The sequence below is a fragment of the Pseudomonas sp. Sample_16 genome (genome assembly GCF_004307665.1).
In the GTDB taxonomy this organism is placed as follows: Bacteria; Pseudomonadota; Gammaproteobacteria; order Pseudomonadales; family Pseudomonadaceae; genus Aquipseudomonas.
This window is the reverse complement of record NZ_RCOB01000148.1, coordinates 77,160-96,458: the sequence shown is the minus strand read 5'-3', so window position 1 is coordinate 96,458 and position 19,299 is coordinate 77,160. Positions and strand designations below refer to the sequence as shown.

Sequence of the window (19,299 nt, the reverse complement as noted above, 5' to 3'; positions counted from 1 at the left end):
GCAGCCCAGGAATTGAAGCGCTGTTCCAGTTGCTCGCCGTTGTCAGCCCAGAAGCTGACGTCGATCTGCACCTGGTTGGCGATGTTTTCCGGGGTGGTCGGCATGTCTTTCAGGACATCCTTGGCCAGCAACGGTACGGCTTGAGTGTTGGCCGGGCCGTAGGCGATGTTTTCCGAGTAGGTCTTCTGCTGCTGTGGCTGAACCGAGAAAGCGATGAATTTCTTCGCCGCTTCGGCACGCTTGGCGTCCAGACCTTTTGGAATGGCCCATGCGTCGAAGTCGTAGATGCCGCCGTTCCACACCACTTTCAGGTTGCTTTCTTTCTGCACGGCAGCGATACGGCCGTTGTAGGCCGAACTCATGACCACGTCACCGGAAGCGAGGTACTGCGGTGGCTGTGCGCCGGCTTCCCACCACTGGATGTTTGGCTTGAGCTCATCGAGTTTCTTGAACGCGCGATCCTGACCGTCCTTGCCGGCCAGCACTTTGTAGACGTCTTTGGGCGCAACGCCGTCGGCCATCAGTGCGAATTCCAGGGTGTACTTGGCGCCTTTGCGCAGGCCGCGCTTGCCCGGGAACTGCTTGGTGTCCCAGAAATCCGCCCAGCTGGTCGGTGCGGTTTTCAGCTTGTCGGCGTTGTAGGCCAACACGGTCGACCACACGAAGAAGCCCACGCCGCATGGCTGGATGGCGCCCTTGACATAATCTTCGGTCTTGCCGAACAGCGCAGGGTCCAGTTGCTCGAACATGTCTTCGTCACAACCACGGGACAGCTCTGGCGATTCAACTTCTACCAGATCCCAGGACACGCTTTTGGTGTCGACCATGGCCTTGACCTTGGCCATTTCACCGTTGTACTCGCCCGCCACGATTTTGCCGTTGCCCGCCGCTTCCCACGGTGCGTAAAAGGCTTTGACCTGCGCCGCCTTGTTCGCCCCGCCAAAGGACACCACGGTCAGGTCCGGGCCTGCGGCCATCGCGTGCGAGGCGCCGATCATGCCCATGACCAGAGCTGTGAATTTCAGGGATTTCAACATTGATATTGTTCTCCACGTGCAGGGTTGGTGAAGCAGAAGGGCGATCAGTTCGCCTCTAGAAGTGGGTCGAGCGCACGAACGTGTTCGACCTGCCAGCCAAGCGGTACCACATCGCCGACAGCGAGCGCGGGATCGAGCTCGGCAATCGGTTGTTTCACGAAGAAGTCGGTCTTGCCGCAGACTTCCAGGCGAACCCGGACGTGGTCGCCCAGATAGATGAATTCCGCCACCCTTCCGGAGAAGCGGTTGACGCACGACTCACTGGAACCATTGAGGCTCACGCGTTCCGGGCGGATAGACAAGGTGACGGGTTCGCCAGTCCGGCCGACATTGACCGCCAGGGCTTCGACCTTTTCACCACGTCCCAGCTCGACGATGCAGCGGTCGCCGGTCTGGCTGTGCAGGCGGCCATTGAGACGGTTGTTCTCGCCGATGAAGTTGGCGACGAAGGTATTTTTCGGCTCTTCGTAGAGGGTGCGCGGCGGCGCGATCTGCTGGATTTCGCCTTGATGGAACACCGCCACCCGGTCAGACATGGTCAAGGCTTCACCCTGATCGTGGGTCACGTAGACCACGGTCACGCCCAGACGCTGGTGCAGGTGTTTGATTTCCATCTGCATGTGTTCACGCAGCTGCTTGTCGAGGGCGCCGAGGGGTTCGTCCATCAGGACCAGTTGCGGTTCGAACACCAAGGCGCGAGCCAGTGCCACACGCTGCTGCTGACCGCCGGACAGTTGCGCCGGGTAACGCTGGGCGAACGTATCGAGCTGCACCATGCTCAGGACTTTTTTGACTTTGTCACTGACGTCGCTTTTATTCAGGCCGCGCACGGTCAGCGGGAACGCCAGGTTCTCGGCGACGGTCATGTGCGGGAACAACGCGTAGTTCTGGAACACCATGCCGATGTCGCGCTTGTGCGGCGGCACGTTGTTGATAGCGCGCCCGGCCAGCAGGATTTCGCCCGCGGTCGGTGTTTCGAAACCGGCGAGCATCATCAGGCTGGTGGTCTTGCCGGAGCCGGACGGCCCGAGCAAGGTGAGGAATTCGCCTTTGCGAATGTCCAGGTTGAGGTCTTTGACGATCAGGTTCTCGCCGTCGTAGCTCTTCTGCACACCACGAAAGCTGACCAGCACATCATTGGTCCCTGCGCTTGTATCGACCTGGCTCATACCCACACCTTTGTTGTTGATGACTGCTTGTTCATCAAGCCTAGTGGCTGGCGGCGGCCACGCAAATCGGGGCGCAGGAGAGAATCGCTTAAGCGCAATGGAAGGTTGGGGGTAGGGATTGCCCTACAAGGATGGCGCGTTTTGGCAAACGCGGCGACAAGCTGTCAGCTGCAGGCCGCAAGCAACGGCAAAACGGGTATCCAGGGGCTGTCGCGAATGGATACGGCCGGCGCCGTCCCCCTGTAGGAGCCAGGCTTGCCGGCGAAGGCGATTTCGAGGACGCCTTCGCCGGCAAGCCTGGCTCCTACAGGGGGATTGGGCACAGCATCAGAGGAGCTTGTGTTCCATCGCGTACTTCACCAGCTCGGCCAGCGACGTGATGTTGAGCTTCTGCATCAGGCGCGCCTTGTGGGTGCTGATGGTCTTGCTGCTCAGGGCCAGTTGCTGGGCGATGTCGTTGACGTTGGCGCCCTGGGCCAGACGTTCGAACACCGAGAACTCACGTTCCGAAAGCAATGAATGCAACGGTCGCGAATCGGTCAGGCCGACCTCGAAGACCATGCGATCGGCCAAGTCAGGATCGATGTAACGCCCGCCTGCGGCGACCCGGCGAATAGCCGTGAGCAACAGTGCCGGATCACTGTCCTTGGTCGCATATCCTGCGGCTCCGACTTTCAATGCCCGCGCGGCCATTTGCGCTTCGTCATGCATCGACAGCACCAGGATCACCGGCGGATTGTTCAGCGCACGAATCCGTGGAATCGCTTCCAGACCATTCACGCCGGGCATGGAGATATCCAGCAACACCACCTCGCAGGGTACATGCCGCAACGTTTCGAGCAATTGTTCGCCGTTGCTCGCCTCCCCTACCACCAGCAAGTCCTTGGCCAGGCCGATCAACTGCTTGATGCCTTCGCGGACGATGGTGTGGTCTTCGGCTACCAGTACACGGATCACTTATTTATCCTCATCCAATGGCACTCGAACACTCAGGGTCGTGCCCTCCCCCGGCTCACTCTCAAGCGACAACTCACCGCCCATGATCAGCACCCGCTCGCGCATGCCCACCAAGCCAAAGGACGTTGGCCTGCCAGCTGCGGCGACGAATCCTACGCCATCATCGCTGACCGTCAGACACAGCACTTCGCCTTCTCGGGTCAGTGTCAGTTCAACAGTATGCGCTTGGGCGTGGCGCATGACATTGGTCAACGCTTCCTGAAGGATACGAAACAGACCGATCGCCTTGGCATCGCTGAGCACCGGCAAATTGTCCGGCACCTGCACCAGACACGGAATCTGTGTGCGCGCCTCGAAGCGCCGGGCCTGCCATTCGATGGCCGAGGCGATCCCGGCATCGAGAATCGGCGGGCGTAATGCCGTGGCCACATCGCGGACCAGCTGGAACAGCTGGGCGATCAGACGTTTCATGCTGTTCAAGCGCTCGTTCAGCCCAGGGTCGAGCTGCGCGTAGGCCAATTCGCACATGGACGTTTCCAGCTTCAACACGGTCAGCATCTGCCCCAACTCGTCGTGCACTTCCCGGGCAATCCGCGCCTTTTCTTCTTCGCGCACGCTCTCAAGGTGCGCCGACAACTCCCGCAACTGCTCGCGGGAGCTGGCCAGTTCCAATTCGATGCGTTTGCTCTCACTGATGTCCCAGACAATGCCGTCCCAGACATAGGCGCCGTCCTCCAGTTGCCGGGTGATCGCCTTGATTTCCGCCCAGCGCTGTTCGCCCTGGCGCGTGAGAATCCGCCCTTGCCAGGACCAGTCACTGTCGGTATCCAGAGCATGATCCTGGGTCTGGTGATAACTGGCCTTGTCGTCCGGATGCACCAGGCTGCGCAAGCCTTTGTCACGATGGGCCAGGGTCGCCGGCGAGTATCCCACCAGGCTCTCGCTGCCTTCGCTGATGTAGGCAAAGTCTATCTGACCTGTCACCGGCGCCCGTTCCAGGCGAAAGACAAGTCCGGGTACATTCGCCGCGATCCCCTGCAGCCGCGCCTCGCTTTCCTGCAACGCTGCCAGGGCGCGGCGACGTTCAGTAACGTCGGTGAGATAAACCACCAGGTATTCGCCATCGCGAAAGCGCAGGAAGCTCAGCGAAACATCGGCCGGCAGGATGCTGCCGTCAGCCCGCAAGCAATTGGTTTCGAAACTTTGTGGCGTTTCGTCGCTGGCCCTGGCGCTCTTCCACAGGTTTAACCAGCGATCCATGTGCAGGCCGGGTTCGAACTCGATCAATGGACGGTCGATGATCCCGCCGGATGGATAGCCAAGCATGGTTTCGGCGGCACGGTTGGCGTAGCGCACGTGACTGTCCCAATTGACCCAAAGGATGCCGACAGTGCTTTGATCGATGGAAAACTGGGTCAGCCGCAGGGCTTCTTCACTGGCGGCGCGCAAGGCGATGTCGGCCTGCGCGGCCGCCAGTCGCTGCTCAAGGCTGTGCTGCTGACGACGCTGCCAGAGCACAATGGCCATGCAGCTCAACGCCAGCACCAACAACAAAAGGCAAAGGTTTTGCCAAAACCCGGGCGATTCGGTGAGTCGCGGGTACTTGGGTTGCAGCCATTGGTTGTGCAGGGTTTCCAGGTCCTTGGCCGGGATCGCCCGCAGTGCACTTTCGACAATGCCGGCCAGTTGCGGTTTGTCGCGCAGCGTAGCCACCCGTAGCAGCTGCGGCAGGCCAATATCACCCACGACGACCAGTCCGGAAAATTCCGGTTCGACCGACAGCCGTCCCAACTGCGCCTCATCGACCACGGCATAGCCAGCCTGCTGACTCAACAACAACTGCAGCGCCTGCCGTTCCATCGGCACGCCCTGAAGGTTCAGGTGCGGATAGTTGCCGCGCAGGTAGTCGGCGGTGGCGCTGGGCATTCGTACGGCCACGCGGGTCTGGCTGTCGAGCTTCTCGAGTTCCACTGCACCGGTGCTTTTCTGGTCGCTGACCACCAGTTGCGGCACCCGCATGTAGGGATCGGAAAACTGCCAGAGGCGCAGACCGCCGGGCGTTTGGCTCAGTCCCGGGGCGATATCGATTTCACCGGCACGCGCGGCGGCCTCCAGTTGCTCAAGATCAGGAAAGTTACGCCAGCTCAGCTCGACCTTGAGCGACTTGGCCAGCCATTTCATCAGCTCGACATTGACCCCCGACAAGCGCTGCAAACGGCGATCGTATTGAGCATAGGGAGCCTGCAACACCAGCCCGACACGCAACTCGCCCTGTTGTGCCAGCCATTGTTGCTGGTCGGCAGACAAAGCTGCGACGTGCGCCGGTGGCGCGGCCGCCGCCCAGCCCATCAAGGGAAAGCACAACCAGCCGATAACCCACAGGCAGCGAAAACGCATCATCGAACTCTCACACACTGACAAATACTGACCAACCCATTAGGCTGCCGGAATCACTTCTGGCCTGGAATATCCGATGCCCCCTGTCTACCGCCTGGCACTGCCAGCATTGTGCCTGTCGCTGATCCTGCCATGCGCTTTTTCCGTCGAGGCCGCCGACCCAGCACCTGCCGCCGCGGAGCAACCGGCGGAAGAAAAACCGCTTGAACGCCAGCCGTTGCCTGAGCGTAGCCAGGAAGAAGCGGCCGCCCTCGAGCGAAAAATCCCGTCCCAGGAGCAACAGCAATTGCAAGCGGGCGGCGACACGTTCCTGGCCCTGTGGAAACCGGCCAATACCGCCGAGCCCAAAGGCGCGGTGATTATCGTCCCGGGCGCAGGCGAAACCGTTGACTGGCCGCAAGCAATCGGTCCGTTGCGCCGCCAATTGCCAGACGCGCAATGGAGCAGCCTGAGTATCACCTTGCCGGACTTGCAAAGCGATGCCATCGCGCCACGCTTTGTCGAAGTGCCACCGGTGCCGAAAACGCCGGATACCGGCAGCAAGGACGCGGCCACCGCCGCCCCTATCGAGCAGGTCGCGGGAGGTGAAGCTGAAGTGCCTGACAAACCTGTCGCTGAAACCAGTGAAGAACAGTCCAAGGCCGACGCCGAAAGAATCTTCGCCCGTATCGATGCGGCGATAGCCTTCGCCGAACAGCAAAGCGCCCGCAGCATCGTCGTTCTGGGCCATGGCACCGGCGCTTATTGGGCCGCGCGGTATCTGAGCGAGCGGCAACCATCGCAAATCGAACGCTTCGTCATGGTTGCCGCGCAAACGCCGGCGCAAGTGAAACCCGACCTGGACCACCTCGCACCGAACCTGAAATTGCCCACAGCCGACATCTTTTACATGGACAAACCGCTGGATCGCAACGCCGCTCTGGCTCGCTTGCAAGCCAGCAAACGCTTGAAGACTTCGGCCTTCAGCCAGGTAGCGCTCAAGGCGTTGCCGGGCAATGACAAGGCGCAGCAGGAGCAACTGGTTCGCCGGGTGCGGGGCTGGTTGAATCCGCAGAATGCGGCGGATTGATAGATCGTGTGACCCCTATCGCGAGCAAGCTCGCTCCCACAGGTTTCATGTCGATGGCGAAATTCGTGTACGACGCAAATCCAGTAGGAGCAAGGCTTGCCCGCGATAGCGTAATCACTGACGACACACACCTTGGCGACTAGCGAAAATCCCGCCGCTGCCGGATCAGCGCGTAAGCGTTGTGCAGCTCCCGGGTTTTCTCGGTTGCCTCACGCACCTGCGACGCCGTCGCCCCGCTGCCGGCAATTTTGTCCGGGTGATGGCGGCTGAGCAGACGCCGGTAGGCGCGCTTGATCTGCGCCGGCTCACTGGTGGCCGATACCCCCAGCAGCCGCAAGGCATCCTGATAACTTGTAACGCGGTTAACCTCTGGACGTTTCTGAGGCTCATAGTCTTGGGCCAACGCCAGGATCTGACGGGTCGACCAGCCCAGCCACTTGCCCCAATGCGCGATCAGTTCGCGCTCCTGTTGCCCCGCGCGACCATCGGCCCAGACCATCCGCCAGCAGGCGCGCAGGACACCTTCGGCGGCATGGGGCTGATGACCCAGGCGGCGCAGGTATCCGCGCAACGGGTCGTTGCCCGACTTGCCCCGATTGAAGGCGGCAATGGCCCGACGCTGCGCTGATTCGTTCATTTCCAGCGAGCGCATTTCCTGACGCGCCTGCTGGATATGACCGTCCACCACTCGCCCGTCGCACTTGGCCAACCTGCCGAGCAACACGAACAGCAGTTCATCGTTGCGCAAAACCGGACGACCGCCGAGCTTTTCCCGCAGATGTGCCCAACTTTGCAGATGCAGGCGTCGATCCAGCGCCTGCCCCAACAAAGCACCGAGCATGGCCCCCGGAATGCTGGCAATGGCAAAGCCCGCTCCGGCTCCGATCAGAGTCCCTGGCCACAACACGTCAGCGTCTCGCTTCAATCAGGGCTTCGGCTTCAGACAGGCGTTCGTGAGTGCCGACGTCGACCCATTGCCCGTTCAGGCGCTCGCCGGACACTTTCCCGGCGGACATTGCGGCACGCAGCAACGGCGCCAATTTGAACGCCCCGGCCGAGCAACCTTCGAACAGCTGCGGGTGCAACACCGCGATACCGCTGTAGGTCAGGGTGGCCGCGTCCGACTGACCGTCACGGACCTGCCCGTCGATCAATTGGAAATCCCCATCAGGGTGATGGGCCGGGTTGCTCGCGAGCACCAAATGAGCAAGCCCGGCAATCGGCTGATGCAACAAGGCAAAGTCATAATCAGTCCAGATATCGCCATTGACCACGACAAAGGCCTCATCACCCAGCAAGGGCAATGCGCGGAAGATCCCGCCGCCGGTTTCCAGCGGCTCGCCCTCCGGCGAATACTGGATCCTGACGCCATAGCGCGAGCCGTCGCCCAGGTAATCTTCGATCTGCTGGCCCAGCCATGCATGGTTGATCACGATGTCGGTAAAACCGGCAGTCGCCAGTGCACGCAAGTGGTACTCGATCAGCGGCACACCGCCGGCGCGAACCAGCGGCTTTGGCGTGGTCAGGGTCAGCGGGCGCATGCGCTCACCTTTACCTGCGGCGAGAATCATGGCCTTCATGCTTTCACTCCAGCGCGCAAACTGGCGAGCAACACATCCAGCTCCGCCAACTCAGGCCGGCGGGCGAGCACCGCATCTATATAGTCAAAGAAACGCGGCACGTCAGCCAGATAACGCGGTTTGCCGTCGCGGTGGCAGATGCGGGCGAAGATGCCGATCACTTTCAGGTGACGCTGCACGCCCATCAGGTCACTGGCCCGCAGGAAATCTTCGAAATCCGGTTGTACCGGAATATCCAGCGCCGAAGCCTGCTGCCAATAGCTTTCCAGCCAACCGCGCACGCGCTCTTCAGGCCAGCTGAGGAACGCATCCTTGAACAGGCAGGTCACGTCGTAGGTCACCGGTCCGTAGACCGCATCCTGGAAATCCAGCACGCCGGGGTTCGGCTCGCTGAGCATCAGGTTGCGTGGCATGTAATCGCGATGGACCAGGACTTTGGGCTGAGCCAGCGCGCTGTCGATCAACAAATCGCTGACTTGCTGCCAGAGCACTTGCTGCGCGGCGTCGAACTCGATGCCCAATTCGCGTTTTACGTACCACTGCGGGAACAGTTCGAGCTCGCGCCGCAACAATGCCACGTCGTAACTCGGCAGAGGTGCGACCATCGGCAACTGCTGAAAAGCCAACAGCGCCTGCAGGGCATCGTCGAACAAAGCATCGGCATTTTCGCTGTCGATCACGTCCAGATAGGTCTTGTTGCCCAGGTCATTGAGCAAAAGAAATCCGCGTTCGAGGTCTTCGGCATAAATTTTCGGCACATTTATTCCGGATTTCGCCAGTAAAAAAGCGATATCCACGAAGGGTTTGCAGTTTTCCTGGGGCGGTGGCGCGTCCATCACGACGAAACTTCTCCCGGCGCCTTCCCATCGGAAATAACGCCGAAAACTCGCGTCGCTGCTGGCCGCGGTCAACGTGGCCGGGGGTACGGTACCCCAACCCTGATCCGCAAAAAGGATTGCCAATTGCTCATCGAGCCAAACTTTCAGGTGTTGCAAACGTACATCTTGGTCAGGCATTGCAAGGGTCTCCGACGGCGCTAGCCGTCAAGCGGGTCATGCTTTATTATCCAGCATCTTTTTCAGACCATCGAGAGGCGTGCGGCCCACACCGCGGGCAGATGGCACGCAGGAAGCCCGGACTAATAAGATGGCATTGAAATCCCCCGCGTTTCGTAAAAAATTTCCGTTGTTGGTAACCGGCAGTCTGCTGGCCTTGCAACCCCTCGCCACTTCCTTCGTGGTCGCCGCGGAACAGTATGACTGCTCAGTCTCTGCTTCGGGTGCCTGGGACTGTGCGCCAAAGACGCCGGCGGCTGCATTGCCTCCGCGTCCCGTGCATGACGGCAGCGCAGTCGCATCCGACGAGGCTGCGGCCGAGAGCGGTACCAGCGAGGACGCTGGCGCCAAGACCGTACTCGTCACCGAATCCAAAGGCCGTGGCCTGAAGTCGCGTAGCGAAGACTACAGTCACCTCGACTGGGTTCCCCGTGAACAGCTCACCGCAGCGCAATTGGCCGAAACCGGTCCGTATTGCTCTGGTTCCTATATCGAACCGATTCGTCCTGGCATGAATGACAAGACGAATAAAAGCGATGCGCCAACCTTTATCGGCGCCAAAGCCTCACGTTATAAGCAGGAAGAGCAAGTCGCTACCCTGGCCGGTGACGTGGTCATGCGCCAGGGCAGCATGCAGGTCGAAGCCGACGAAGCCAACCTTTACCAGGCCGAGAGCCGCGGTGAACTGAGCGGCAACGTGCGCGTTCGCGACAACGGCGCCCTGATCGTGGGCGACCACGCCGACGTGCAGCTCGACACCGGTGAAGCCAAAATCGACAACGCCGAATACGTGATGCACAAATCGCGTATCCGCGGTAACGCGCTGTACGCCAAACGTGCCGAGAACGCCATCATCCGCCTCAAGGATGGTACGTACACCACGTGCGAACCGAACAGCAACGCCTGGCAGCTCAAGGGCAACAACATCACCCTGAACCCGGCCACCGGCTTCGGTACTGCGACCAACGTGACACTGCGGGTCAAGGACATTCCGGTTCTGTACACGCCGTACATCTATTTCCCGATCGACGACCGTCGCCAGTCCGGCTTCCTGCCGCCGACCATCGGCACCGGCACCGACACCGGCTTCCTGCTGGTCACGCCGTACTACTTCAACCTGGCACCGAACTACGATGCCACGTTGTACCCGCGTTACATGAGCGACCGTGGCCTGTTGATGGAAGGCGAATTCCGCTACCTGACCAAGTCCAGCGAAGGTCAGTTCGGCGCCGCGTACCTCAATGACGAGAACGACGACCGCAAACTGCAGACCGATTACGAAAAAACCCGCTACATGTACAACTGGCAGCACAAGGGTGGTCTCGACTCGCGCGTGTTCACGCAAGTCGACTACACCAAGATCAGCGATCCTTATTACTTCCAGGATCTGCAGACTGACCAGATTGGCGTGAAGAGCGCTGACTATGTGAACCAGCAGGGTTCGGTCACCTACCGCGGCGACAGCTACACCGCTCGCGTGAATGCTCAGGCGTATCAGCTGGCGACCGTTTCCAACATCACGCCGTATGACCGCTTGCCGCAAATCACCTTCAACGGCGCGCTGCCGGAACGTCCGGGCGGATTCAATTTCACCTACGATACCGAGCTCGTGCGGTTCGACCGGGACTTGAAGAACGGCAACTTCACCGATGAAGACGGTAATGTCGAGCCGCGCCTCGACACCAACGTACAAGGCCTGGCCCGTGCCAACGGCGATCGCCTCAACCTTGCACCCGCCGTCAGCTTCCCGATGGAGGCCAGCTATGGCTACCTGACGCCGAAGCTCAAGTACCAGTACACGCAGTATCAACTGGATCTGGACAGCATCGGCAAGAGCCAGATTGCCGCGCAGACTGCAGAACAGGACCGCCTCAACGGCACGTTCGACAGCAACCAGAACCGTGCTGTACCGATCGCCAGCATCGACAGCGGCCTGTATTTCGATCGCAACACCCAATGGTTCGGCAAGAATTACCGCCAGACCCTCGAACCGCGCCTGTTCTATCTTTATGTTCCAGAGAAGGATCAGGAAGACATTCCTGTGTTCGACACCAGCGAATACACCTTCAATTATGCGTCGCTATTCCGGGATAACCGCTTCTCCGGTTCTGACCGTGTCGGCGACGAGAACAAGCTGTCGCTTGGTGTAACCAGCCGCTGGATCGAAGACGATGGTTTTGAGCGTCAACGCATCAGCGTCGGCCAGGCCCTGTACTTCAAGGACCGTAAAGTCCAACTGCCAGGCATCGACTTCAACGATCGCGAAGACGCCAAGTCAGATGTCTCCCCCTATGCGCTGGAATACGAATATCGCTGGAACCGCGATTGGCGCACCACCGCCGACTACAACTGGGACCCGGACAGCCGCAGCCCTCGCTCGGGCAGCGCGATGTTCCATTACCAGCCTGAAGACAACCCGAACAAGGTCGTCAACGCCGGCTATCGCTATCGCAATGACCAGGTTCGTTACGACCAGAACTCCGGTAAATGGCAGGTCGGCGGCGGTGACTATGGCACTCCGGGCCAGCCTGGCTACGTGAAGGACTACTACAAGATCGTCCAGCACGACTTCTCGGTGATCTGGCCGGTCGTGCCGCAATGGAACGTCATCAGCCGCTGGCAGTATGACTACAACCGCAACCGTACCCTGGAAGCCTTTGGTGGCTTCGAGTACGACAACTGCTGCTGGAAACTGCGCCTGATCAACCGTTACTGGGTCGATTATGACGAAACCAGTCAAGACGCTCCGGAAAACGAAAAAGGCGACCATGGCGTCTTCCTCCAAATTGTTCTGAAGGGACTCGGCGGCCTCACAGGCTCCAAAGTAGAGAGCTTCCTCGACAAAGGCATCCAAGGTTATCGTGAACGTGAAGACCAAGCTTTCTGATTGTCTGCGCCCGCTGCTGCTGGGCGCGCTGTTCCTGGGTACCGCGGCCAACGCCGCGGTACAGTCCATCGACAAGGTGGTGGCCATCGTCGACAACGACGTAGTCATGCAGAGCCAACTGGACCAGCGCGTCCATGAAGTTCAGCAAACCATCGCCAAGCGCGGCACTGCCGTGCCACCGGCCAGCGTACTGGAGCAACAGGTGCTTGAGCGCCTGATCGTCGAGAACCTGCAATTGCAGATCGGCGAGCGCTCCGGTATCCGCATTACCGATGAAGAACTGAACCAGGCTGTCGGCACTATTGCCCAGCGCAACAATATGTCGGTCGACCAGTTCCGCGCCGCCCTGACTCGCGACGGTCTGTCCTATGACGACGCGCGTGACCAGATCCGTCGCGAAATGGTCATCAGCCGCGTACGTCAGCGCCGAGTGGCCGAACGTATCCAGGTAACCGAGCAGGAAGTGAAGAACTTCCTGGCGTCCGACCTCGGCAAAATGCAGTTGTCCGAGGAGTTCCGCCTGGCCAACATCCTGATTCCAACGCCGGAAAGCGCCAACTCCGACGCGATTCAGAATGCTGCCAAACAGGCTGACGCGGTTTACCAGCAGCTCAAGCAAGGCGCTGACTTTGGTCAGCTGGCCATCGCCAAATCCGCCAGTGAAACCGCACTGGAAGGCGGCGACATGGGCTGGCGCAAAGCTGCCCAGCTGCCACCGCCCTTCGATCGCCTGCTGAGCTCCATGACGGTTGGCGACGTGACCCAGCCAATGCGCACACCGGGCGGCTTCATTATTTTGAAGATCCTCGACAAGCGTGGCGGCGAAACCCAGATGCGCGATGAAGTGCATGTGCGCCACATTCTGGTCAAACCAAGCCCGATCCGTGACGAAGAAAAAACCAAGGCCTTGGCTCAGTCGCTCTACAGCCGAATCGAAGCGGGTGAAGACTTTGCCGAACTGGCAAAAAGCTATTCGGAAGACCCGGGGTCCGCACTCAACGGCGGTGACCTGAACTGGATCGATCCGAACGCACTGGTCCCGGAGTTCCGCGAAGTGATGGCCAAGACCCCGCAAGGTCAACTGTCCAAGCCTTTCCAGACTCAATATGGCTGGCACGTCCTGGAAGTCCTTGGCCGTCGCGCCACCGACAGCACCACCCAGGCTCGCGAGCAACAAGCCATGACCGTACTGCGTAACCGCAAATACGACGAAGAGCTGCAAACCTGGCTGCGTCAGATCCGTGACGAAGCGTACGTAGAAATCAAACTCCCTGGCGCCGACCAGGCAGCGCAGTGAAACCCAAACGTTTCGCGCTGACACCCGGCGAACCGGCCGGCATAGGTCCTGACCTGTGCCTGCTGCTCGCCTCGCAAGCCCAGCCACACCCCTTGATTGCCATTACCAGCCGCGACCTGCTCCTCGAGCGGGCCGCGTTGCTCGGTGTGGCCGTCAACTTGCTGCCGGTTACGCCGGATAACTGGCCGGATCTGCCCGCGCCAGCCAACAGCCTGTATGTCTGGGATACACCGTTGAACGCCAAGGTCGTCGCCGGGCAACTGGACAAGGCCAACGCCGCTTTCGTTCTCCAAACCCTGACCCGCGCCGGCCAAGGCTGCCTGGATGGACATTTTGCCGGCATGATCACCGCCCCGGTGCATAAGGGTGTGATCAACGAATCCGGCATCGCTTTCTCCGGGCACACCGAATTCCTCGCTGACCTGACCCATACCGCGCAAGTGGTCATGATGCTCGCCACCCGCGGCTTGCGCGTGGCCTTGGTCACCACCCACCTGCCACTTCGCGAGATCGCCGATGCGATCACCCCGGAGCGTCTGGAACGGGTCACACGAATCCTGCATGCCGATCTGCAAGAAAAGTTCGGCATCGCCCGGCCGCGTATCCTGGTGTGCGGGCTCAACCCCCACGCCGGCGAAGGTGGACACCTGGGCCATGAAGAAATCGACATCATCGAACCCACATTAGAGCGCCTGCGCGGCGAAGGCATGGACCTGCGTGGTCCGCTGCCCGCCGACACTCTGTTTACCCCCAAATATCTGGAGCACTGCGACGCAGTGCTGGCGATGTACCACGACCAGGGCCTGCCTGTGCTGAAATACAAAGGCTTCGGCGCAGCCGTCAATGTGACGCTCGGCCTGCCGATCATCCGCACCTCGGTCGACCACGGCACCGCCCTGGACCTGGCCGGCAGCGGCAAGATCGACACCGGCAGCCTGCAAGTCGCCCTGGAAACCGCCTACCAGATGGCCGAGACCCGTTTATGAACGAGCAATACCAACACAAGGCGCGCAAGCGTTTTGGCCAGAACTTTCTGCATGATGCCGGCGTCATCGACCGCATCCTGCGCTCCATCCATGCCAAAGCCGAGGACCGTCTGCTGGAAATCGGTCCGGGCCAGGGCGCACTCACCCAGGGCCTGCTCGGCAGCGGCGCTCAACTCGATGTGGTTGAACTGGACAAGGACCTGATCCCGATCCTCAACCAGCAATTTGCCGGCAAGAGCAATTTCAACCTGCACCAGGGCGATGCACTGAAGTTCGACTTCAACAGCCTGAATGCGGCGCCAGGCAGTCTGCGAGTGGTCGGCAATCTGCCGTACAACATCTCCACGCCGCTGATCTTCCACCTGCTGCATAACGCTCACCTGATTCGTGACATGCACTTCATGCTGCAAAAGGAAGTGGTCGAGCGACTCGCGGCAGGTCCTGGCGGTGGTGATTGGGGTCGCTTGTCGATCATGGTTCAGTATCACTGTCGGGTAGAGCATCTGTTCAACGTCGGCCCGGGGGCGTTCAACCCGCCACCGAAAGTCGATTCAGCCATCGTGCGTCTGGTGCCCCACGCCGTGTTGCCGCACCCTGCCAAAGATCACAAGCTGCTGGAACGCGTTGTACGCGAAGCCTTCAACCAGCGCCGCAAGACCCTGCGCAATACCCTCAAGCTGCTGCTGAGCAACGCCGAAATCGAGGCCGCCGGCGTTGATGGCAGCCTGCGCCCTGAGCAACTCGACCTGGCCGCCTTCGTGCGCCTGGCTGACAAACTCAGCGAACAATCCCAGCACAAGCCAGCGGACGTCTGACAGAGCCCAAGCGTGATCGGGTAGGACACCAGCGCCCATGTCTGGTTTACTACCCGGTACTTGGCCTAGACTGAACCTCATCAGCTATGCCCCGCGTCCCGCTTCGTTTTTAAGGCCTCTTGCATGTCCGATCCTCGTTATCAGGTCGACGTCAGCGTCGTCACCCGCTATCTGGCAGAACAATCGCAACCCGAACACGACCGCTTTGCCTTCGCCTACACCATCACCGTAAAAAACAATGGCCTGATACCGGCGAAATTGTTGTCACGGCACTGGGTGATCACCGATGGTGACGGGCACGTGGAAGAGGTTCGTGGCGCCGGCGTGGTCGGCCAACAGCCATTGATCGACGTCGGCAAAAGCCATACTTACAGCAGTGGCACGGTCATGACCACCAGGGTCGGGACCATGCAGGGCACGTATCAGATGATTGCCGACGACGGTAAACACTTCGATGCGGTCATCGCACCGTTCCGCCTGGCGGTGCCGGGGTCGTTGCACTGATGGCAACGTATGCCGTCGGCGATCTGCAAGGCTGCCTTGGAGCCCTGCAGTGCCTGCTCAAACAAGTTTCATTCGATCCGGCCAGGGATCGTCTCTGGCTGGTCGGTGATCTGGTCAATCGTGGTCCGCAATCGCTCGAAACCTTGCGCTTCCTCTATAGCATCCGTGAATCGCTGGTGTGCGTGCTCGGCAACCATGACCTGCATCTGCTGGCCGCCGGGCAGAACATCGAACGCCTGAAAAAAGGCGACACCCTGCTCGAAATCATCGAGGCCCCGGACTGCGCCGAATTGCTGGACTGGTTGCGCCAGCAAAAGCTCATGCATTACGACGAACAACGAAACCTGGCACTGGTGCATGCCGGCATCCCACCGCAGTGGTCGCTGCGTAAAGCCCTGAAGTGCGCCGCCGAAGTCGAAACCGCGCTGCGTGACGACAACCTGTTCCCGCCATACCTTGACGGCATGTACGGCAACGATCCGGCGAAATGGGACAACGACCTCAAAGGCGTGACGCGCCTGCGAGTGATCACCAACTATTTCACGCGGATGCGCTTCTGTACGGCCGAAGGCAAACTCGATCTCAAGAGCAAGGAAGGCCTGGGTACCGCACCGGCAGGCTACAAGCCCTGGTTCCAGCACAAGGAACGCAAGACCAGGGAGCTGAAAATCATCTTCGGTCACTGGGCCGCCCTGGAAGGCAATGTCGACGCCCCGGGTATTTTCGCCCTCGACACAGGCTGCGTCTGGGGCGGCGCCCTGACACTGATGAATGTCGACAGCCTTGAACGCCTCTCCTGCAAATGCGGAGAGCATGGCCACCCCGCCACGCCACCAGTCGCCCCATCCATTTGCGAACCATCGTCAGTCAGCGTCCCGCGTTAGACTGCGCTTACAGCCGAGCCACAGGAACCCGCCATGAGCGAATTCAAACGTATTCCCCCGCAACAGGCCCAGACCCTGCGCGAACAGGGCGCCGTCGTAGTCGACATCCGCGACCCGGCCACCTATGCCGCCTTGCACATCAGTGGCTCCAAACACCTGGATAACCATTCGATCTCGGACTTCATCCGCGCTGCCGACCTCGACGCGCCGACCGTGGTGGTCTGCTATCACGGCAATTCCAGCCAAAGCGCAGCCGCCTACCTGATCAGTCAGGGCTTCTCTGACGTTTACAGCATGGATGGCGGTTTTGAGCTGTGGCGTACGACTTATCCTTCGGAAACGGCGCAAGGCTCCTCCGAATAATTTTTTTGTAACACGCAAGCCCGCGGCTGCCGTGGGCTAGCGCGGTGGCAGACGAACGGTCTGCCACAACTAATTACGTATCTCGCCTTTACCTCCCGAATTCCCAACTATCCTTAAGCGCAGGCCATCCAAAACAGGGGAGAGCCGGTACACCGGCGCGCGGATCATCGGGAGTAGCTTTCGCAGTCGTCAGCTGTGAAAGAGTTCTGGGGGGTAAACAGCGACCGCCTGTTCGGTTGCTGCCAGCATCGACTGAGTGATCCGGCGTCGGCTCCACGTATCGAGCGAGGTGACGTCATGAGTATCTTTAGCCACTTCCAACAACGTTTCGAGTCCACACGCCAGGAAGAACTCTCGCTGCAAGAGTATCTCGAACTGTGCAAGAAGGACCGTAGCGCCTACGTTTCCGCTGCCGAGCGTCTGCTCCTGGCCATCGGTGAACCGGAGCTGCTCGACACCTCGACCAACTCGAGACTGTCGCGAATCTTCTCCAACAAGGTGATCCGCCGCTATCCGGCCTTTGAAGACTTCCACGGGATGGAAGAATGCATCGACCAGATCGTGTCGTATTTCCGCCATGCCGCCCAAGGCCTGGAAGAGAAGAAACAAATCCTCTACCTGCTCGGTCCCGTTGGTGGCGGTAAATCGTCCCTGGCCGAGAAGCTCAAGCAACTCATGGAAAAAGTGCCCTTCTACGCCATCAAGGGCTCACCGGTTTTCGAATCGCCGCTGGGGCTGTTCAACTCCACTGAAGATGGGGCAATCCTCGAAGAGGACTTCGGTATTCCACGGCGCTACCTCAACACCATCATGTCGCCATGGGCGACAAAACGCCTGGCAGAGTTTGGCGGCGACATAAGCCAGTTCCGCGTGGTGAAACTCTATCCATCGATCCTTAACCAGATCGCCGTCGCCAAAACCGAACCGGGCGACGAAAACAACCAGGACATCTCCGCACTGGTGGGCAAGGTTGATATTCGCAAACTGGAAGAATTCCCTCAGAACGATGCCGACGCCTACAGCTACTCGGGTGCGCTGTGCCGGGCCAACCAGGGCCTGATGGAATTCGTCGAAATGTTCAAGGCGCCGATCAAGGTGCTGCACCCATTGCTGACCGCCACTCAGGAAGGCAACTACAACAGTACCGAAGGTCTTGGCGCGATTCCGTTTACCGGGATCCTGCTCGCTCACTCCAACGAATCGGAATGGCACACCTTCCGCAACAACAAGAACAACGAAGCCTTCATCGACCGGATCTACATCGTCAAAGTGCCGTACTGCCTGCGGGTCAGCGACGAAGTGAAGATCTACGACAAATTGCTGTTCAACAGCTCGCTGGCCAAAGCCCATTGCGCCCCCGACACCTTGAAGATGCTGGCCCAGTTCACGGTACTTTCGCGCCTGAAGGAGCCGGAAAACTCCAACATCTATTCCAAAATGCGCGTGTATGACGGGGAAAACCTCAAGGATACCGATCCGAAGGCCAAATCGATCCAGGAATACCGCGACAACGCGGGTGTCGATGAAGGCATGAACGGCCTGTCGACCCGTTTCGCGTTCAAGATCCTGTCGAAGGTATTCAACTTCGACCCGCACGAAATCGCCGCCAACCCGGTGCATCTGCTTTACGTGCTGGAACAACAGATCGAGCAGGAACAGTTCCAGGCCGAGACCCGCGAACGCTATCTGCGCTTCCTCAAGGAATATCTGGCGCCGCGTTATATCGAATTCATCGGCAAGGAGATCCAGACCGCTTACCTGGAATCCTACAGCGAGTACGGCCAGAACATCTTCGACCGCTACGTGCTGTACGCCGACTTCTGGATTCAGGACCAGGAATACCGCGATCCGGAAACCGGCGAAATCCTCAACCGCGTGGCTTTGAACGAGGAGCTGGAAAAAATCGAAAAACCGGCCGGTATCAGCAATCCGAAGGACTTCCGCAACGAAATCGTCAACTTTGTACTGCGTGCCCGGGCCAACAACAACGGTAAAAACCCGACCTGGCTCAGCTACGAAAAACTGCGGGTGGTCATCGAGAAGAAAATGTTCTCCAACACCGAGGACTTGCTGCCGGTCATCAGCTTCAACGCCAAGGCCAGCAAAGAGGATCAGCAGAAACACAACGACTTCGTCACACGAATGGTCGAGCGGGGTTACACCGACAAACAGGTACGACTGCTGTCCGAGTGGTATCTGCGGGTGAGAAAATCGCAGTAAGGCAGCTGCAAGCGGCAAGCTACCAGCCTCAAGCACACCGTAGGGGCGCTTGAGGCTGTTGGTGGCTCTGTTTGCTTTG

General features: G+C 59.8%; 16 protein-coding genes. 9 read left to right on the top strand and 7 right to left on the bottom strand.

The genetic code is table 11. From position 1 onward, the window contains the following. From D8U69_RS20165 to D8U69_RS20150, 4 genes are all read right to left on the bottom strand, one after another. On the bottom strand, positions 1 to 1,037 hold a 1,037-nt coding region (locus D8U69_RS20165; protein ID WP_130907985.1), incomplete at its 3' end, for an ABC transporter substrate-binding protein. 44 nt (positions 1,038 to 1,081) lie between these two features. After that, complete coding sequence (locus D8U69_RS20160) at positions 1,082 to 2,206, bottom strand: ABC transporter ATP-binding protein (protein WP_130907984.1); 1,125 nt, start codon at positions 2,204 to 2,206, stop codon at positions 1,082 to 1,084. Positions 2,207 to 2,533: 327 nt separating this feature from the next. Further along, entirely contained in the window at positions 2,534 to 3,163 is a 630-nt protein-coding gene (locus D8U69_RS20155; protein WP_020798801.1) for a response regulator transcription factor, read from the bottom strand. Next, entirely contained in the window at positions 3,164 to 5,563 is a 2,400-nt protein-coding gene (locus D8U69_RS20150) for a sensor histidine kinase (RefSeq protein WP_130907983.1), read from the bottom strand. It abuts the gene before it with no gap. Positions 5,564 to 5,636: 73 nt separating this feature from the next. Here D8U69_RS20150 and D8U69_RS20145 point away from each other — a divergent pair, with 73 nt between their 5' ends. Further along, a complete protein-coding gene (locus tag D8U69_RS20145) occupies positions 5,637 to 6,629 on the top strand; it encodes an alpha/beta hydrolase family protein (protein ID WP_130907982.1) in 993 nt (330 codons plus the stop codon). A gap of 139 nt (positions 6,630 to 6,768) precedes the next feature. On the opposite strand, the gene D8U69_RS20140 is transcribed toward D8U69_RS20145, so the two are convergent. From D8U69_RS20140 to D8U69_RS20130, 3 genes are read right to left on the bottom strand one after another with little or no spacing between them, the layout of a single operon-like run. After that, the gene (locus D8U69_RS20140) at positions 6,769 to 7,536 is read right to left on the bottom strand and encodes a TerB family tellurite resistance protein (protein ID WP_130907988.1); all 768 of its coding nucleotides are present in this window, start codon (positions 7,534 to 7,536) and stop codon (positions 6,769 to 6,771) included. 1 nt (position 7,537) lies between these two features. Continuing rightward, positions 7,538 to 8,209, bottom strand: coding sequence for an N-acetylmuramate alpha-1-phosphate uridylyltransferase MurU (gene murU, locus D8U69_RS20135; protein ID WP_056853533.1), 672 nt, complete (start codon positions 8,207 to 8,209; stop codon positions 7,538 to 7,540). After that, positions 8,206 to 9,225, bottom strand: coding sequence for a phosphotransferase (locus tag D8U69_RS20130; protein ID WP_056853534.1), 1,020 nt, complete (start codon positions 9,223 to 9,225; stop codon positions 8,206 to 8,208). The genes murU and D8U69_RS20130 overlap by 4 nt, the downstream gene beginning before the upstream one ends. 130 nt (positions 9,226 to 9,355) lie before the next feature. Between D8U69_RS20130 and D8U69_RS20125 the strand changes: the two genes are divergently transcribed. From D8U69_RS20125 to D8U69_RS20090, 8 genes are all read left to right on the top strand, one after another. After that, positions 9,356 to 12,151 carry an LPS-assembly protein LptD gene (locus tag D8U69_RS20125; protein WP_130907981.1) on the top strand — a complete coding sequence of 932 codons (2,796 nt, stop codon included), beginning with the start codon at positions 9,356 to 9,358 and terminating at the stop codon, positions 12,149 to 12,151. Then, on the top strand, positions 12,126 to 13,448 hold the full coding sequence (gene surA / locus D8U69_RS20120) for a peptidylprolyl isomerase SurA (protein WP_177336561.1): 1,323 nt from the start codon (positions 12,126 to 12,128) through the stop codon (positions 13,446 to 13,448). The genes D8U69_RS20125 and surA overlap by 26 nt, the downstream gene beginning before the upstream one ends. Continuing rightward, on the top strand, positions 13,445 to 14,434 hold the full coding sequence (pdxA, locus tag D8U69_RS20115; protein WP_130907980.1) for a 4-hydroxythreonine-4-phosphate dehydrogenase PdxA: 990 nt from the start codon (positions 13,445 to 13,447) through the stop codon (positions 14,432 to 14,434). Before surA ends, pdxA begins: the two co-directional genes overlap by 4 nt. Next, positions 14,431 to 15,249: a 16S rRNA (adenine(1518)-N(6)/adenine(1519)-N(6))-dimethyltransferase RsmA gene (rsmA, locus tag D8U69_RS20110; RefSeq protein ID WP_056853538.1), complete on the top strand. Its 819-nt coding sequence runs from the start codon at positions 14,431 to 14,433 to the stop codon at positions 15,247 to 15,249. The genes pdxA and rsmA overlap by 4 nt, the downstream gene beginning before the upstream one ends. A 123-nt stretch (positions 15,250 to 15,372) precedes the next feature. Continuing rightward, positions 15,373 to 15,753 carry a Co2+/Mg2+ efflux protein ApaG gene (apaG, locus tag D8U69_RS20105; RefSeq protein WP_056853539.1) on the top strand — a complete coding sequence of 127 codons (381 nt, stop codon included), beginning with the start codon at positions 15,373 to 15,375 and terminating at the stop codon, positions 15,751 to 15,753. After that, on the top strand, positions 15,753 to 16,637 hold the full coding sequence (locus D8U69_RS20100) for a symmetrical bis(5'-nucleosyl)-tetraphosphatase (protein ID WP_056853540.1): 885 nt from the start codon (positions 15,753 to 15,755) through the stop codon (positions 16,635 to 16,637). The genes apaG and D8U69_RS20100 overlap by 1 nt, the downstream gene beginning before the upstream one ends. A gap of 33 nt (positions 16,638 to 16,670) precedes the next feature. After that, positions 16,671 to 17,000: a thiosulfate sulfurtransferase GlpE gene (gene glpE, locus D8U69_RS20095; protein ID WP_056853541.1), complete on the top strand. Its 330-nt coding sequence runs from the start codon at positions 16,671 to 16,673 to the stop codon at positions 16,998 to 17,000. A 297-nt stretch (positions 17,001 to 17,297) separates the two neighbouring features. Then, complete coding sequence (locus D8U69_RS20090) at positions 17,298 to 19,220, top strand: PrkA family serine protein kinase (RefSeq protein WP_007980217.1); 1,923 nt, start codon at positions 17,298 to 17,300, stop codon at positions 19,218 to 19,220. The last annotated feature ends 79 nt before the right edge of the window (positions 19,221 to 19,299 follow it).

Excerpts from the sequence above, each read along its gene's own strand:
- D8U69_RS20090 (WP_007980217.1), top strand. The coding sequence starts at position 17,298 with ATGAGTATCTTTAGCCACTTCCAACAACGTTTCGAGTCCACACGCCAG.
- D8U69_RS20130 (WP_056853534.1), bottom strand. The coding sequence starts at position 9,225 with ATGCCTGACCAAGATGTACGTTTGCAACACCTGAAAGTTTGGCTCGAT.
- apaG (WP_056853539.1), top strand. The coding sequence starts at position 15,373 with ATGTCCGATCCTCGTTATCAGGTCGACGTCAGCGTCGTCACCCGCTAT.
- D8U69_RS20145 (WP_130907982.1), top strand. The coding sequence starts at position 5,637 with ATGCCCCCTGTCTACCGCCTGGCACTGCCAGCATTGTGCCTGTCGCTG.
- D8U69_RS20100 (WP_056853540.1), top strand. The coding sequence starts at position 15,753 with ATGGCAACGTATGCCGTCGGCGATCTGCAAGGCTGCCTTGGAGCCCTG.
- D8U69_RS20160 (WP_130907984.1), bottom strand. The coding sequence starts at position 2,206 with ATGAGCCAGGTCGATACAAGCGCAGGGACCAATGATGTGCTGGTCAGC.
- glpE (WP_056853541.1), top strand. The coding sequence starts at position 16,671 with ATGAGCGAATTCAAACGTATTCCCCCGCAACAGGCCCAGACCCTGCGC.
- murU (WP_056853533.1), bottom strand. The coding sequence starts at position 8,209 with ATGAAGGCCATGATTCTCGCCGCAGGTAAAGGTGAGCGCATGCGCCCG.
- D8U69_RS20125 (WP_130907981.1), top strand. The coding sequence starts at position 9,356 with ATGGCATTGAAATCCCCCGCGTTTCGTAAAAAATTTCCGTTGTTGGTA.
- D8U69_RS20150 (WP_130907983.1), bottom strand. The coding sequence starts at position 5,563 with ATGATGCGTTTTCGCTGCCTGTGGGTTATCGGCTGGTTGTGCTTTCCC.
- rsmA (WP_056853538.1), top strand. The coding sequence starts at position 14,431 with ATGAACGAGCAATACCAACACAAGGCGCGCAAGCGTTTTGGCCAGAAC.